This window comes from Massilia sp. CMS3.1 (assembly GCF_051262535.1).
GTDB lineage: Bacteria > Pseudomonadota > Gammaproteobacteria > Burkholderiales > Burkholderiaceae_D > Telluria.
Window position 1 is genome coordinate 116864 of the sequence record NZ_JBIMES010000014.1, and the last position, 12076, is coordinate 128939.

Annotated in this window: 13 protein-coding genes and 1 pseudogene; 6 read left to right on the top strand and 8 right to left on the bottom strand. The window is 63.4% G+C overall.

Annotated elements, in window-relative coordinates; all coding sequences use genetic code 11:
* Positions 1-162: 162 nt before the first annotated feature.
* The 3 genes and pseudogenes from ACHAC9_RS20125 to ACHAC9_RS20135 all read left to right on the top strand — a co-directional run.
* Positions 163-429 (top strand): succinate dehydrogenase assembly factor 2, encoded by a 267-nt coding sequence (locus tag ACHAC9_RS20125; protein ID WP_435762672.1) that lies wholly within the window; start codon positions 163-165, stop codon positions 427-429.
* 75 nt (positions 430-504) lie between these two features.
* Positions 505-1806, top strand: coding sequence for a citrate synthase (gltA, locus tag ACHAC9_RS20130; protein ID WP_435762674.1), 1302 nt, complete (start codon positions 505-507; stop codon positions 1804-1806).
* Between the two features lie 417 nt (positions 1807-2223).
* A pseudogene (locus tag ACHAC9_RS20135) lies at positions 2224-2292 on the top strand (nucleoside diphosphate kinase regulator); the annotation flags it as partial.
* A 58-nt stretch (positions 2293-2350) separates the two neighbouring features.
* Here the strand turns inward: ACHAC9_RS20135 and ACHAC9_RS20140 are convergent.
* Entirely contained in the window at positions 2351-2995 is a 645-nt protein-coding gene (locus ACHAC9_RS20140; protein WP_435762677.1) for a TetR/AcrR family transcriptional regulator, read from the bottom strand.
* Between the two features lie 62 nt (positions 2996-3057).
* Here ACHAC9_RS20140 and ACHAC9_RS20145 point away from each other — a divergent pair, with 62 nt between their 5' ends.
* A complete protein-coding gene (locus ACHAC9_RS20145; protein ID WP_435762679.1) occupies positions 3058-3486 on the top strand; it encodes an MAPEG family protein in 429 nt (142 codons plus the stop codon).
* Positions 3487-3511: 25 nt separating this feature from the next.
* Here ACHAC9_RS20145 and ACHAC9_RS20150 read toward each other — a convergent pair whose 3' ends face one another.
* A complete protein-coding gene (locus ACHAC9_RS20150) occupies positions 3512-3928 on the bottom strand; it encodes a hypothetical protein (protein ID WP_435762681.1) in 417 nt (138 codons plus the stop codon).
* Between the two features lie 125 nt (positions 3929-4053).
* On the opposite strand from ACHAC9_RS20150, the gene ACHAC9_RS20155 reads away from it, so the two are divergent.
* Entirely contained in the window at positions 4054-4548 is a 495-nt protein-coding gene (locus ACHAC9_RS20155) for a nuclear transport factor 2 family protein (protein ID WP_435762683.1), read from the top strand.
* A gap of 51 nt (positions 4549-4599) precedes the next feature.
* Entirely contained in the window at positions 4600-5508 is a 909-nt protein-coding gene (gene gluQRS, locus ACHAC9_RS20160) for a tRNA glutamyl-Q(34) synthetase GluQRS (protein WP_435762686.1), read from the top strand.
* Here the strand turns inward: gluQRS and ACHAC9_RS20165 are convergent.
* The 6 genes from ACHAC9_RS20165 to ACHAC9_RS20190 all read right to left on the bottom strand — a co-directional run bounded on the left by ACHAC9_RS20165 (position 5500) and on the right by ACHAC9_RS20190 (position 11900).
* Positions 5500-6090 carry a CHRD domain-containing protein gene (locus ACHAC9_RS20165; RefSeq protein WP_435762688.1) on the bottom strand — a complete coding sequence of 197 codons (591 nt, stop codon included), beginning with the start codon at positions 6088-6090 and terminating at the stop codon, positions 5500-5502. The two genes, gluQRS and ACHAC9_RS20165, sit on opposite strands and share 9 nt — an antisense overlap.
* 230 nt (positions 6091-6320) lie before the next feature.
* Complete coding sequence (locus ACHAC9_RS20170) at positions 6321-6782, bottom strand: DUF421 domain-containing protein (RefSeq protein ID WP_435762690.1); 462 nt, start codon at positions 6780-6782, stop codon at positions 6321-6323.
* Between the two features lie 79 nt (positions 6783-6861).
* The gene (locus tag ACHAC9_RS20175; protein WP_435762692.1) at positions 6862-7248 is read right to left on the bottom strand and encodes a hypothetical protein; all 387 of its coding nucleotides are present in this window, start codon (positions 7246-7248) and stop codon (positions 6862-6864) included.
* A gap of 82 nt (positions 7249-7330) precedes the next feature.
* Positions 7331-7984 carry a response regulator gene (locus ACHAC9_RS20180; protein ID WP_435762694.1) on the bottom strand — a complete coding sequence of 218 codons (654 nt, stop codon included), beginning with the start codon at positions 7982-7984 and terminating at the stop codon, positions 7331-7333.
* Entirely contained in the window at positions 7981-9501 is a 1521-nt protein-coding gene (locus ACHAC9_RS20185) for an ATP-binding protein (RefSeq protein WP_435762696.1), read from the bottom strand. The genes ACHAC9_RS20180 and ACHAC9_RS20185 overlap by 4 nt, the downstream gene beginning before the upstream one ends.
* Before the next feature lie 125 nt (positions 9502-9626).
* Positions 9627-11900, bottom strand: coding sequence for a catecholate siderophore receptor Fiu (locus tag ACHAC9_RS20190; RefSeq protein WP_435762698.1), 2274 nt, complete (start codon positions 11898-11900; stop codon positions 9627-9629).
* Between the last annotated feature and the right edge of the window lie 176 nt (positions 11901-12076).

Sequence of the window (12076 nt, forward strand, 5' to 3'; positions counted from 1 at the left end):
GTACACAGCTCGCAAGACACCAGCACGAGCTTCGTCACGCGGCGCAAAAATCGGCTATTCTGCGCCGCGTCGCGCTCAAATTATTGCAACAAATACAGTAAAAGTACGGTACTGCCGATTCCCGGCAGCCGGAGTATAGTGTTGACCCAACAACGGACTCAAGTGACAACGCATCAATCCGATCCTGCCAATCGCGCCCGCCTGCGCTGGCGCGCGCGCCGTGGACTGCTCGAAAACGACCTGATCCTCACGCGCTTCCTCGATGCGCATGAGGCGGACTTGACTGATGACGAGGTCGACGCGCTGACCCGCTTGCTGGACCTGGCGGACAACCCGTTGATGGACCTGATCCTCGGACGCGCCGAGCCAGACGGCGATGTCGACCTGCCGCACGTGCACGCCTTGCTGGCGCGCCTGCGCCTGGCGTGAACCGCCAAGGCGCCGCCAAGGCGATAACCGTTTTCGTTTTATATTTTGTAGATCCACTCCCAAGAAGGAAGTGCCATGAATATTTCTGATACCAAAGCAACCCTGTCGTTCTCCGACGGCAGCCCATCGATCGACATGCCGATTTACAAGGGCACGATCGGCCCGGACGTCGTCGACATCCGCAAGCTGTACGGCCAGACCGGCAAGTTCACCTACGACCCGGGCTTCATGTCGACCGCGGCCTGTAACTCGAGCATCACCTACATCGACGGCGACAAGGGCGAACTGCTGTACCGCGGCTACCCGATCGAACAGCTGGCCGAGAACTGCGACTTCCTGGAAACCTGCTTCCTGCTGCTGAACGGCGAACTGCCGAACGCGGAACAGAAAGCCACCTTCAGCGACACCGTGACCAAGCACACGATGGTCCACGAGCAGATGCAATTCTTCTTCCGCGGCTTCCGCCGCGACGCGCATCCGATGTCGGTGCTGGTCGGCACCGTCGGAGCGCTAGCCTCGTTCTACCACGACTCGCTCGACATCAACGATCCGAAGCAGCGCGAAATCTCCGCGATCCGCCTGATCGCCAAGCTGCCGACCCTGGTCGCGATGGCCTACAAGTACACCGTCGGCCAGCCGTTCATGTACCCACGCAACGACCTGTCGTACAGCGCCAACTTTATGCACATGATGTTCGCCAACCCGTGCGAAGAGTACCAGGTCAACGACGTGCTGGTGCGCGCCCTGGACCGCATCCTGATCCTGCACGCGGACCACGAGCAGAACGCATCGACCTCGACCGTCCGCCTGGCCGGTTCGTCGGGCGCGAACCCGTTCGCCTGTATCGCTGCCGGTATCGCCTGCCTGTGGGGCCCGGCCCACGGCGGCGCCAACGAAGCGGCACTGACGATGCTGAAAGAAATCGGCTCGGTCGAGAACATCCCTGCCTTCATCGAGAAGGTCAAGGACAAGAACTCTGGCGTCAAGCTGATGGGCTTCGGTCACCGCGTCTACAAGAACTTCGACCCGCGTGCAAAACTGATGCGCGAGACTTGCCACGAAGTGCTGGAAGAGCTGGGCCTGCAGGAAGACCCGCTGTTCAAGCTGGCGATGGAACTGGAACGCATCGCCCTGGAAGACGAATACTTCGTGTCGCGCAAGCTCTATCCGAACGTCGACTTCTACTCGGGTATCGTGCAGTCGGCACTGGGTATCCCGGTCTCGCTGTTCACCGGTATCTTCGCGATGGCGCGTACCATCGGCTGGATCGCCCAGTGGAACGAGATGATTGCCGATCCTGAGCAGAAGATCGGCCGTCCGCGTCAGCTGTTCGTCGGTTCGCCGGTGCGCGATGTGCCGGAACTCGACAAGCGTTAATTCGTACACGGGTTAATGGAAAGCGGGCTGCGGCCCGCTTTTTTCGTTTTTGGGTAAGGTGTCGACGGTTGGGGCAGGGGGGTATACTGGGGTTTGCGGTACGCGCCTGTCGTACCGCGTGGGCACAAGTGCCCACCATAGCTTGCGCTGCCTTGGCCGCCTTTATTCGACCATGAATCCATCGTGCACCTGTCCAGCTTGCGGTTCGTCCCTGAACGAGGGAGGGCGCGTCGCGCCTGTCGGCATCCTCATCGCGCGAGATTTTGCCGCGCTTTCGCGGGCTCGGTGAGGAAACCCGGCTGGTATTCTCGCCCTCCGTCCTCCCGAGCCTCCTCCACTGTATCGACCATTCCGCGCCCTGCGGAGGATTTCCTTTTTTTTGGACACCCGGAACGCGGCCACACATGGAGTCGCAAAATGAGACCACCGATCGTCGTATCCTCGCTCGACATGGAACGCCTTGAGCACTTGCTCGATTCGCTGCCTTCCGCGCCGACGCCGCTGCGGTCGTCTACCACGCTGAATAGCATCAAAGTCGGCAGGTTCAAAGACCTTCCAGGATCGCCTCCACAATGGCGTTCTGACGTGGCAACCCGTTTATCTCATCATTTTTTTCAACGAAATTTCCATCGAGGCGCATCATCACGTAGCCATGCACCATGGACCAGAGCGCAATCGCGCGCGTCTCAAGGCTCGTTTGTCGGACTCTCTTATCTTCCCCAAGCTTTTCTATCAACAGACCATAGATGCGATCCATCGCAGCGCTTAACTCGCTATCGTGGTCATCGAGTAGGGCGCGTCGCCATAACAGCCGATAGCGATTCGGGTGAGCCAGTGCATACTGCGCGACCGTGTTGGCAAAGGTCCTGATCACCTCGGGATAGGTCTTTGTCCCAGTCCCTAATGCGTTCGTGACCTCTTCTGCCAGAGCGTGAAAAATGCTTGCGGCCAGCGACGCGAGCAGAGCCTGCTTGCTCGGAAAGTGATTCACGGGCGCGGAATGTGCCACGCCCGCCGCTCTGGCAACGGCGCGGATCGTAATTGCGTCTGCGCCCTCACTTTCAAGCATGTCAAACGCACAGCGCAGCAGTTCTTCCCGGAGGTTGCCGTGGTGGTACGAGGGCCGTGACGAAGTTGCGTTTTTCATATTGACAGTGACAATATTTGGATATAAATTGACGCTGTCCATATTACATCATATGACATGCGAAAACCATCTGGCAGGCCGGTCACGACACTATGAGGGAAACTATGAACGCTCATCTGATCTTTGGCCCACTGCTGGCCCAAATGCTTTTGACGCTAGGTATGTTCGGGCTGCTTGCGGCACGCAAGGCACAGTCGGTTCGCCTCAAGAAGGTCGACCTGAAGCAGGCAGCGCTCGATCACAGCGAATGGCCTGCTGAAGTAGTGAAGGTGTCGAATAACATTGCCAACCAATTCGAGACACCTATTCTCTTCTATATCGTGTGCCTGGCATTATTCCAATTGAACGCCGTTTCGGCCGCGGTGCTGATGCTTGCGTGGTTGTATGTGGCAACACGTTGTGTACACGGCTTTGTGCATGTCCGATCCAACCTTGTGCCCATACGCCTGAGAGCCTTTTCCGCAGGACTGTTGATCTTGTTCGTCCTCATGCTCGTCATCTTCTGGGAGCTGGCTCATGCAAGCGGGAATTAGCCTTCACGGCGCCGACCAGTGACAGTTAATTGCACTTTCCCTTCACGATCGCCGCGGCCCAGAAGGGCAGGACGAACAGCCCGCCGCCGCCAAAGGTCCAGTTTTTCGTGCTGACAACGGGCGGTTGGAATTTCGTCGCGTCCGGTCCCAGGCAGGACGGCTTCTTCGACGCGGCGAACTCCCGGGAAAACGCCCCATATTTGTCCCCGCTGAAGACCTGGCCGCCAGCGGCTGGCTCGCGCTTCGCGGGATGCTCCGCCAGGGTGTCACGTACCGCCTGCTTGACCACGTCGTCGGTCAGGCGCGCGCGCAAGGACTTCGCCATCTTGGGCACGACCGTGGCGTCGGTGAGCTCGGCCTTCGAGGGCGATACCGCCACCTCGGCTGGCTGCGCCCACGCCAGCAGAGGCAGACTGAGCACGCAGAGCAGGATTGAGCGCATATACACCATTAGGAAAAAGTAATGTTGCAAAATATATACCTGAATTGAGAAACTTTGGCAATTTCACCACTTGGTTACATATGGCTGTGTAGAATCTGATTTTTCAGTCATCAGTTTTCAATCCCATGAAACGTTTGTTGCTTGCCTGTTCCCTGATGCTGTGCGCCTTCGTTGCACATGCCGATCCCCTGCTGATAAAAAAGGTGAATGCCTTTGTCGACCGCTGGCACAATGATGCGGCGCATGCACGTCCGGCCTACTTCGACAAGATCGCAAAAGACGGCATCTATATCGGCACCGACAAGGGCGAACGCTGGCGCCGCGACGAATTCAAGACTTGGGCCAAACCCCATTTCAAGCGCAAGTCGGCCTGGGCCTTCAAGACCATCCGCCGCAATGTCCACTTTTCCGACGACCGGGCCATCATCTGGTTCGACGAGCTGTTGGAGACGCAAATGGGCGTCTGCCAGGCCAGCGGCGTCATGCGGCGCAAGGGCGACGGTTTCAAGATCGTTCACTACCAGCTGTCGATGGCGGTGCCGAACGGGGTCGCCAGCCAGGTGACGCGCCTGATCCGCGATTTTGAAGAAAAGGATAGCTGGAAGGGCGGCCCGCGCTAGGTTGGTTCGCTATGGTATCGTGTTGCCCCGTTCAAACCTTCCCGTCCTACCGTGAGCAACCCCTATATCGGCCGTTTCGCGCCGTCCCCGACAGGGCCGCTGCACGCCGGTTCGCTGGTGGCCGCCGTCGCCAGCTATCTCGACGCGCGTGCCCACAACGGTCTATGGCTGGTGCGCATCGAAGACATCGATGAAGGTCGCAGCGTGCCCGGCGCGGATCATGCCATCCTGGCACTACTCGATTCGCTCGGCATGCATTCGGATGTCGAGGTCGTGTGGCAGAGCCGCAGAAAAGACCTGTACGCGGCTGCGGCGGACAAGCTCGGCGCGCATGCTTACCCCTGCGGCTGCAACCGCCGCGAAATCCTCGATTCGCGCCTGGGCGTCGCGCCCGATGGTGCCGCGATTTACCCCGGCACTTGCCGCCATGGCCTGGCGCCCGGCCGCTCGATGCGCAGCCTGCGCCTGCGCGTGCCCGAGGCGGGAGAAGACACGATCACCTTCATCGACCGCTTTGCCGGCCCCCGGACGCAGCACCTGGCGCATGAATCCGGCGACTTCGTCTTGAAGCGCGCGGACGGCTACTGGGCTTATCAGCTGGCGGTGGTGGTCGACGATGCCGAGCAGGGCGTGACCGATATCGTGCGCGGCGCGGACCTGATCGATTCGACCGCGCGCCAGATCCATCTGCAGCGCTTGTTGGGTGTGCCGACGCCGCGCTACCTGCACGTGCCGGTGGTACGCAATGCCGATGGCGAAAAACTCTCGAAGCAGACCGGCGCGCTGGCGGTGCTGCCTGGCGACGAAGGGGCGGCGCTCGACGCGCTGCTCCACGCCGCGCGCTTCCTCGGGCTGCCGCTCGAGCGCCCGGCGTCGCTGGCCGCCTTCTGGCAGCTGGCGATTCCCGCTTGGGTCGCGATGCTGGCCGAGCGGGAAACCCGCACGCTCGCCTTACCTTAGCATGCGGCGGCGCCGCGCCAGTATCCCCATGCCCGCGATGCCGGCGGCGAACATGCCCCGGGTCTCCGGTTCCGGAATCGGCGCCGCCACCAGGAAGCCGCGGATCTCGCCGCCCGGGAACTGGGTCGTATGGATGTTCAGGTAAGCCACATTCGAATTGATCGCATCGATCAACGCAGCGCTCGCCAAGGCCGGCGTGCCGCCGAAGGCCGTGAGAAAACCCGGCGCGTAGATCGAGGCGTCGGAGAGGTCGAAGGACTGGGAATAGAAACCGTCGGTGACCCCGGTCGGGAAATCCTCGAAGGGCAGGGCGACCGGGGCGGTGCCGGTGAACGCGGCAGTGGTGCAGCAGTGGATGTGGGCCGCGACGGTGGTGCCCAACAAGTCGCGGAACGGCACCTCGGCGCGCAACAAGTTGCCGTCGATCTCGAAGGTGGCGACGCTCGATCCGGGTGAGCCGTTCGGCGGGCTTTCCGCCGTGCCGCTGGCGACAGCCTTGATGATGGTCGTCTTGGCCTGGGCGGCTACAGGTGAGAGCATTGTCGCCGCGGCCAGGGCCAGCACGGACACGTTGTGTTTCATGGCAAACCTCCTGATCAGGAAAGAATCCAACGCGCCACGATGTGACGCTGCCAAAAGAATTAGCACGACGGTCGCAGGAAGCTCACACGGTACGGATGGGCAGGAGCCGCTGAGCAATAAGCGCTAGGGGAAATTGAACAGACGGAAGAAACAAGGAGAGGCTGGGCGGATGTGATACAAATTTCGTGTCCATCTCCCTGGGGTGAATCATGTCGCCTGCACGCGGCAGATCACTTCTTTTGCTGGATCGTGATCTCGCCGTCCGCTTCCAGGAAAGCGGTCTGCATTTCCGCGCGCGCGCAGTCGGCCGTGTGTAGTGCCTGCTCGAGGTCGGACTCCGTGATGCGGCAGCGCTTGACCACCTTGTCGAAGAACTGGCCGTCGCGGCCGATGAGGATGGCAGTCCCGTCAAGCATGATCGATGCACGCTTGCTGTGGGTCGAGAGCATGGCTACGCCCATGTTCAGCACGATCAGCGTGGCCGCGACGATCAGGCCGCCGGCGAGCGAATCGTCGCCGCCGGACAGGGAATTCGAGACCGCTTCGGACAGCAGCATCACCACCAGCAAGTCAAAGGGCGTGAGCTGGCCGACCGTGCGCCGACCCGACAAACGCACCATCGCGAGCAGCGCCAGATAAACGACCGCACCGCGCACGATGAATTCCCACCAAGCCAAATCCATATCGAACATCGCCGCCCCAAGAAGTGAAAACCGATGCGCCGATTCTAATCATTTTGCCAACAGGACGCCGCCCGCTACGCATGGGTTCTTACTGCTTGCTGCGGTAGCTGCGCAGCTGGAACACCATGCGGCCATCGACCCGTTCGCACAGGCCGCTCATGGTCTCGCCGGAGCCAGGCGTGAAGCTCAGCTTGCTGCCGCTTGCCTTGCCCGCGCAGGCGGCATGCGCCTCGGCGGGAATCTCGGGCAGCGGCGGCGGCGCGGGCGGGGCTGGCGGGGCGACCGGCGCCGCGGGCACGGGCGGCAGCGGTGCTTGTGCTGGCTGCGCGCTGTGCGGCAGCGGGGGCGGTGCAGGCGGTGCCGGAGGCGCTGGTGGCGCCGGCGGCGCAGTCCAGGTTGCGCTCTGCGCGGCTTGGGCCTTGGTACCGCCTGCGGCAAGCAACATGGCGACGAGAACGATGGAAAGTGGGTGCATATGCTTCTCCTTGGGGGCGGCGCGCGACGGTGGCGCCGTTCAAGCCACTGTGCACGCCAAATGTGGAGACACAATGGAGGGGTCAAACGTCGAAGCGGTAGCCCAGGCCATAGATCGAGCGGATCGGCTCCAGCCCGGGTGCGGCGGCCTCGATCTTGCGCCGCACATTCTTGATATGGCTGTCGATGGCGCGGTCCGTCACGTCCAGGTTGTCCTGATGCGCAAGCGCCAGAAGCTGGGCGCGCGAAAACACCTGGCCCGGCCGGCGCACGAGTGCGGCCAGCAGATCGAACTCGGTCGGCGTCAGGTCGAGCGGCTGGCCGCGCACGCTGGCGCGGCGGGCGGGAGCGTCGATCGCCAGCGCTGAAGTCCGCACGCCGCTGCGGCGCAGGATGGCCTTGATGCGGGCGACCAGTTCGCGCGGGCTGAAGGGCTTGCAGAGGTAGTCGTCGGCCCCGAGTTCCAGGCCGAGCAGGCGGTCGATTTCCTCGACGCGCGCCGTCACCATCACGATCGGCACATCGGAGAAGCTGCGCACTTCGCGGCACAGGCTCAAGCCATCCAGGCCGGGCAGCATCAGGTCGAGCACGACCAGTGCGGGGAGTACTGTTCGAATCGCGGCCAGCGCCTCGGCGCCGTCGCCAAACACTGTCGGCAGGTAGCCGGCCGCGCGCGCATAGTCGGCAACCACTGCCGCCAGTTCCGGTTCGTCTTCGACAACGTAAATCGTGTTCATGGCGGCAGTTCCATTGACACCGTGACGCGCAGGCCTCCGAGCGGCGAATGGGCGAAGTGCAGTTCGCCGGCTTGCGCCTCGACCAGCCGCCGGCACAAGGCCAGTCCGAGTCCGGCGCCGCCGCCGGCGCGGCTGCGCGACGCGTCGACCCGGTAGAAGCGCTCGCCGAGGCGCCCAATGGCCGCATCGGGCACGCCGGGCGCGCTGTCGTCGATGGACAGCGCAAGCTTGTTCCCGGCCACCTGCGCCGACAGCAGCACGCGGCCGGGCGCGTTCGTGTAGCGCAGGCTGTTTTCGAACAGGTTGCGCAGTACCTGGCGCATGCGGTCGGGGTCGGCCAGCACGATGGCGCGCACCGGCGCCGGCGCGATTTCCAGCGCCAGCCCCGCCGTCTGCAGGCGTTCGGCAAACGCGTCCGCTTCTTCGAGCGCCAGCAGCCATACATCAAACTGCTCGCGCCGACAATCGAGGGCGCCGACATCGGCACGCGCCAGCGCATACAGTTCGTCGATCAGTTTTGACAGCGCCAGCACCTGGCGCAGCATCGCGCCAAGGTGCGAAGGGTCCGCATTGCGCACGCCATCCTGCACCGCTTCCAGCTGGGCGCGCAGTACGGCCAGCGGCGTGCGCAGTTCGTGCGAGGTGTCGGCGACCCACTGGCGGCGCGATGCCTCGGCACCTTCCAGGCGCGCTGCCAGCAGGTTGAAGTGGCCGGCCAGCTCGCCCAGTTCGTCGCTGCGGTGTTCATCCAGACGCGTCTCGAAGCGTCCTTCGGCCAGGGCCCGCGCGCCTCCCGCCAGGCGTCCGATCGGACGCCGGAAGTGCGCCGCGAGCAGGGTCGAGACCAGGGCGCTGAGCAGAACGCAGGCTGCCGCGATCAGCCACAGGCTGGCGGTGATCTGCTCCAGGAAAGCATAGGCCAACGCATCGGTCGGACGCGCCGTGCGCGCCACGGCGAGTGCGCCGACGGTGCGGCCGTCAACCACGATCGCGCGCCGTGCGAGGGGCAGCGTGCCGGGGGGGCTGCCGGCAAGCGGCTTGCCGGCGGCATCGAACAGGGTGATGCGCGACTGCAGCGGCAAGGCGTCACCCGAAGCCGGTGCGTCGCCGATCGCAGGGGGCGGCAATGGCGGCAGTGGCGGCGCGGGTGGCGCAGGGGGAGCCGGAGGGGCAACTGGTGCGGTGGGCAGCGCCGAGCCGGCAAGGCGAACCGGCGCAACCGGCGCGGGCGCTACTGGAAAGGCACGCGCCTCGCGCTCGCCCTGCAGCCGCGCCAGTTCGCGCGCGATCCATTCGCGCCTGCCGTGGGCCGGCACGAAATCCCAGTTGCCATGCCGGGCATAGCGCCGCGCCAGGTCGTTCGACAGTTCGTCCAACCGGTCCAGTTCGATCTGGACGGCGTAGTCGCCGAAGCTCTCCAGCACGTTCTGGCGCAGCAGGAAGACGGCGCCCGCCGCCACCGCCAGGATGGCCAGCAGGACCGAGGCAAACAGGCGAAGGCCGATCGAAATCTTCAAGGGGCGCAATGGTAGTGGTGGCACGCCATTCTAGGCCAAGCCCGCGTGCGTGGAGCGAAAAAAACGCCCGCCGCCGCTAACGGCGAAGGGCGTCAAACTGCCGGAGGAGCAGATCGGACGAGTACTTAAAAGCGCAGGTTCGCCGTCAGGCTGGCCGCGCGCGGCGTACCCGGCGTGTAGCGGTAGCCGCTCTTGTTGATGGCGGCGACATAGCGCTCGTCGCCCAGGTTGTACACGTTCAGGCGGATGTCGAGATTGCGGTTGACCTGCCAGGCAGCCATCGCGTCGAACACCCAGTACGAATCGGTATAGGCCGGGGTGCCGATGGCGCCATCGGTACCGCGCAGCAGGCGGTCCGAATAACGTGCGCCGCCGCCGAGCTTCAGGCCGAAGGGCAGGTCGTACGAGGTCCACAGCGTGAACGAACTCTTTGGCGTGTAGGTCAGGTGGTTCTCGCCGCCGGCCGTGATGGTCTTGCCCGCTGCGACGCGCGTGTCCATGTACAAGTAGCCCGCGCTGACCAGCCAGTTGCGCGCCAGTTCGCCGGTCGCGCCCAGCTCCACGCCCTGCACACGCTTCTTGCCCGTCTGGTAGTACTTCAGGTCGACCGGGTCCTGCTCGACTTCGTTCTTCACTTCGGTGCGGAACAGGGCCGCATTCAAGGCCAGCTTCTGCTTGAACAGGTCGAGCTTGCCGCCAATCTCGGTGGTGACGGTTTCCTGCGGATCGTAGATCGGGTTTTGCGCACTGTTGGCATTGCCCGAGACCGTGAAGCTGGAACCCGGCGGCAGTTTCGAGCTCGCCGCCATGGCATAGATGCTGCTGTTGGCGGTGGGCTTGAACAGGGCCGAGACCTTGCCGTTGACCAGCGTGTCGCCGACCGTGAAGTGGGTCGGTACCAGTACGTTGTTGGTCAGTGCGACGACCGTGTAATCGCCACTGAAGTGGTCGACGCGCAGGCCGCCATTGAAGATCCAGCGCTCGCCGAACTTGATGGTGTCGAAGGCGTACAGGCTCTGGGTGTCGATCGTGCCCTGGTTGTACGCCCCGGTGCGGCTTGGCGCGAGACCGGCAACCGGGGCTGCCGAATCAGGGCGGTACAGGTTCGCGGCGGGCAGCAGGCCGAGACCGGTGAGACCGTAGGTGATCTGGCGCTCGTTTGTCAGCTCGAGCCCCGTCACCAAGGTGTGGCGCAGGCTGCCGGTGTCGAATTGCGAGGTGAGGGCGCTCTGGTTGGTGAGGATGCGGTTTTGCTGGTCCTTCACGGTGCGGGTGCCGCGCGCCAGGGTCCAGCTCGACGGATCGCCCGGGTTCGGGGTGGCCAGGTTGGCGCTCGAACCCATGAAGGCGCTGAGCAGGTAGTCCTGGCTGGTGCGGCCATAACGCGTGATGTTGTGCAGCTTGAAGCCCGGTACGAAATCGTGCTCGACGCGCACGGTGGCCATGTCCGCTTTCACCTTGTCGTAGTCGCCGTTAGAACCGTAGAAGTTCTGCGGATCGACCGGCAGCGCGTCGCTGATGAAGGGACGGCTGCGGTCCGGACTCGTGTAGCCCGGCAGGCCGACCGTCGGCACGCCGCCGTCCGGGATGTTGTCCTGGTCCACGTGCAGATAATCGAGATGCAGGCGCGTCGGGCCGTTCAGTCCGAAGCCCAGGCTCGGGGCGATGGCCCAGCGCTTGTCCTTGACGACGTCGCGTGCAGGGCGGCCGGCATCCTGGGCGACCGCGTTCAGGCGCAGGGCGATACCCTGCTGCGCGTTCAGGACTTTGTTGGCATCGAGCGTCACGCGCTTTTGCGAGGCGCTGCCGACGGTTGCGGAGCCAGAGATGGCGTCTTCCATGCCTGCTTTTTTAGACACCAGGTTGACCGAGCCGGTCGGCGCGCCGCGGCCGTTGTCGGTACCGGCCGGCCCCTTCACGACGTCGATCTGTTCGAGGTTGAAGACGTCGCGCGAGACCGAGCCGATGTCGCGTACGCCGTCCACGAAAATGCTGCCCGAGGTATCGAAGCCGCGCATGAAGATGGCGTCGCCGGTATTCGTGTTGCCGTTCTCGCCGAGGAAGAAGGCGCCCACGCCGGGCGTATTGCGCAGCGCTTCGGTCAGGGTGAGGGCGCCTTGCTGCTCGATCAGCTCCTTCTTGATGACTTGCACCGACTGCGCGGTGTCGACCAGCTTTTCGGTGTACTTCGGCGAGGACGCGCGTTCGGCCTTGAAGTCGTTCCCAAGCTGGCCGACGACTTCGACTTTCGAGACGGGAGTGCTGGCGGCGTCGTCGAGTGCGGGTGGGGACGCGTCGTTCGCCTGGGCTGCGATGGGGAGCAGCATGGTCGCCAGCGCGGCGCTTACGTGGTGGCTGAAACGGCTGGTGGCGTGCTTGCGGCTTGTGATCGGGTGCATGGTCTTCCTGTTTCTCTCTCGTTGGAGGACGCCCTGCTGTGCGTGGGCGCTTTTTGTTGAACTGATCAACATTCTAGAGAGCGTTTCAGGATTTGTAAATGAGAATTATTATCATTCGCTTTCGCGTTTGGAGTGATGTACGTGGGGGCACAAACAAAAAAGCCACCGCTAACGGT

What these genes read in the sequence shown, in the direction of transcription:
- ACHAC9_RS20190 (WP_435762698.1), bottom strand. Translation starts at nt 11,900, where the DNA reads ATGCACCCGATCACAAGCCGCAAGCACGCCACCAGCCGTTTCAGCCAC.
- ACHAC9_RS20145 (WP_435762679.1), top strand. Translation starts at nt 3,058, where the DNA reads ATGAACGCTCATCTGATCTTTGGCCCACTGCTGGCCCAAATGCTTTTG.
- ACHAC9_RS20165 (WP_435762688.1), bottom strand. Translation starts at nt 6,090, where the DNA reads ATGAAACACAACGTGTCCGTGCTGGCCCTGGCCGCGGCGACAATGCTC.
- ACHAC9_RS20140 (WP_435762677.1), bottom strand. Translation starts at nt 2,995, where the DNA reads ATGGACAGCGTCAATTTATATCCAAATATTGTCACTGTCAATATGAAA.
- ACHAC9_RS20180 (WP_435762694.1), bottom strand. Translation starts at nt 7,984, where the DNA reads ATGAACACGATTTACGTTGTCGAAGACGAACCGGAACTGGCGGCAGTG.
- ACHAC9_RS20175 (WP_435762692.1), bottom strand. Translation starts at nt 7,248, where the DNA reads ATGCACCCACTTTCCATCGTTCTCGTCGCCATGTTGCTTGCCGCAGGC.
- ACHAC9_RS20155 (WP_435762683.1), top strand. Translation starts at nt 4,054, where the DNA reads ATGAAACGTTTGTTGCTTGCCTGTTCCCTGATGCTGTGCGCCTTCGTT.
- gltA (WP_435762674.1), top strand. Translation starts at nt 505, where the DNA reads ATGAATATTTCTGATACCAAAGCAACCCTGTCGTTCTCCGACGGCAGC.
- ACHAC9_RS20170 (WP_435762690.1), bottom strand. Translation starts at nt 6,782, where the DNA reads ATGTTCGATATGGATTTGGCTTGGTGGGAATTCATCGTGCGCGGTGCG.
- ACHAC9_RS20150 (WP_435762681.1), bottom strand. Translation starts at nt 3,928, where the DNA reads ATGCGCTCAATCCTGCTCTGCGTGCTCAGTCTGCCTCTGCTGGCGTGG.